Origin of the sequence: Candidatus Ruminimicrobium bovinum (assembly GCF_902760015.1) — a bacterium.
GTDB lineage: Bacteria > Elusimicrobiota > Endomicrobiia > Endomicrobiales > Endomicrobiaceae > Ruminimicrobium > Ruminimicrobium bovinum.
The window spans coordinates 1-2,974 of record NZ_CACWEU010000074.1 but is presented as its reverse complement, the minus strand read 5'-3'; the positions used below and the strand labels follow the sequence as shown (position 1 = coordinate 2,974).

Sequence of the window (2,974 nt, the reverse complement as noted above, 5' to 3'; positions counted from 1 at the left end):
TATTTGTCGTGTTTGTTCTAATAATAAGCAGTTGTCTGTAGCTGAAGAAACATTTGTTTCTGAATTAGACAAGTGTTATAGTAAATATGTTGCCGATTTCAAAAAATTAGGTTTTGAGAAAAAACAGATTAAAGGCATAAAAATGATAGTAAATGCTGATAGTGAGCTTGCAAATAATAACAATTACAAGTATGAGGATGATGATATTAATATTAATATTGTAGAAGATGATGTAATAAATAGTGAAACTTTCAAAGAAAAACCAAAAGGTTGTATTTATATAATAAAAAACAAAGATATTGTTATTAGCGAATCAAATAAACTTGTGGAAATGGGCAATGTCAATTTGAAGTTTATTGAAAAAAGGAAAAAAGGAGATTATTTTAATCTTATTGGTTGGTATTATAGTGATGACAAGAGTATCAAATATAATAAATCTTTAAAAGATTTTATGGAAAAAATGAATAGAGAAGATTTTTTGAATATTGTAGATGAAGTTATTCCGATAGATGATAGTAGTATGATTCAAAAATTTATACTGGGAACATTAATGGAGAATTTTATTGTTACTAGCAAAATTACGAATGTGAATGAATTGTGTGGAAAGTTGACAGAAGAAAATATTAACCAATATTTCAGTAAAGAAGCATTTAAAAAAGTCTTTATGAAAATAATTGAAACTGATAGAAGCTTATTAGATTCATTTTTTTGTTTCAATAAAGAATGTGTATTAGAACAAAGTAATAATGATCAATATAAGTTGAAATTTGTTAATTCGGAATTAGAACTTGATTTAACAAAAGAAGATGCGGAAACTATAAAAAATAAGTTTAGTGGTGTTATTGAAATGAATATAAATGCTTATGAGCAACAATATAGTGGTGAAGATGGTAATAGTGCTATTTGTGCATGGCTGTTGAGTAGAGATAAGATAAATGATATTGAAATAGAATTGGACTGTAAATTTGGATTTGATTTGAGGCTGGATGAATATATACAAATATGGCGTTATAAAATATTTCAACAATTTGTAAAATGCGAATTACATAAGAATATAAATGTGAACGGGAAAAAAGGTTTTAGTGAAGAGGTAGTAAAACAATTAGATTTAGAAAAGAGGGCACTTCTAGAAGAAATTAAAAAAAATGAAGATATTTCACATCTTATGTCTATAGGAAATGCTGTTGAAGAAGAAGATTACTTTAGAACCTATTTTGAGTTATCATATGAGGATAATGATGAAAATAGTGATATAAATCCGTATCGTAGAATAGTAGGAATAAAGAAGGTAGCTCCTGAACCTCACGAGGAAAGTGCATTGAATATTGGTAAAATTAGAAAGTGTTTAAAAATTGAAGATTTTAAATATCTTTTTATGCTGGACACAACAAGACCAATTTTTGTTTTTGATATAAACAATAAAAAGGCATTAATTCATTATATTAACAAAGATGATGGTTATTATAAGTGTGTAGCTGCAGAATATGATGGTGAATTATTAAAATTGGACGAAAAGGATATAGAAGAAGATAATAAAATAAGGGAAATAATAAAAAATAAAAAAATGTTAGTTATTGGTTTTGTTAAAGATACAAGTCGAAAGTATTATAATGCTTTTAAGTTAAAACCAAATTGTAGTGTATCCAAAGCAGTCTCAGTAGAAAACAATAAAATTATTATTAAAAATGAACTATACATGAAGAATATTTATTTGGATTTAGAAGAAGGATGTATGGTATATGATAATAGAATAGGGGTTTTTTATAATAAAAATAGTGATTTTTTAGAAAAATTTATAAAAGAGAACGATATAGATACAAAAGAGTTTTTTATTCGGGTTGCATTAAATAAGGCTGTTTTAGATTTTGTAAATGAACAAGAACAAGAACAAGAACAAGAACTATCAGATAATAATAAAGAAAAGTTAAAGGAACTTTTCTTTTCAAGTTTGTTTTCTATAATAAAGAAAAGAGATACTTATTCGTTTATTAATAAATTTATGGAGGTTAAGTTTTTTTACAATGAGGATAATAAAATTTTTACCTATAATAAATATTTTTTTAAATCAACAAATCAGCCAGGTTTAGATGCTAGGTTATTAAAAAATGAATATGATTTTTATAATAAAGTAAAAGAAAATAATGACATAAAAAATAATATTAATAAAGTTTATGGTTATTTTGAAAAAAAGTTTAGTGATAAAGAACAGTGGAGATTTGTTGTCAGTAAGAATTTAAAAGAAGAAAATGGAGATGGATTTGATAGTTTATGGAATTTTATTAAAAATAATAAAAGCGAATTGACATCAGAAGAAAGGATTAACATCATAAAAGAAGTGTTAAAAATACAAAATAAATTAGAAAAACAAGGCTTGTATAATTATGATTTAAAACCGGAAAATGTAATGATAAAAAGAAAAGAAGGCAATAAAGATGATTTTGAAATAAAACTTATAGATTATGAAGGGGTGGTACCTAAAGACAGTACTACTGTGATTAGTACATATGTGCTAAAGAATGGAGGTTATTTCTTGGCAGATAACACTCTTAGAACAGCTTATTATAATTATATAAAATTTGCTTTTATGTTAGATGTTTTTTCTCTTGATAGTGATGATCCGATGAACTATTTGAATGAATTAAGGTTATGTATTGATAATATTTATACTAGTTGTAAGAATTCTGATAAGAAGCAGTTGTTTATAGCTGAAAAAAAATTTGTTTCTACATTAGACAAGTGTTATAGTGATAGTAAATATACTGAGTATTTCAATAAATTAGGTTTTGAGGAAAAACAGATTAAAAGCATAAAAATGATAGTAAATGCTGATAGTGAGCTTGTAAATAATAACAGTTACAAGTATGATGATGATATTAATATTAATATTGTAGAAATGAATGATGTAATAAATAGTGAAACTTTCAAAGAAAAACCAAAAGGTTGTATTTATATAATAAAAAACAAAGATATTGTT

1 protein-coding gene is annotated in these 2,974 nt (G+C 24.8%); it reads left to right on the top strand.

What is annotated here, in order from left to right; translation table 11 throughout:
- A partial coding sequence (locus ACMUOV_RS02600) for a hypothetical protein (RefSeq protein WP_413853492.1) occupies nt 1–2,974 on the top strand: 2,974 nt, incomplete at both ends.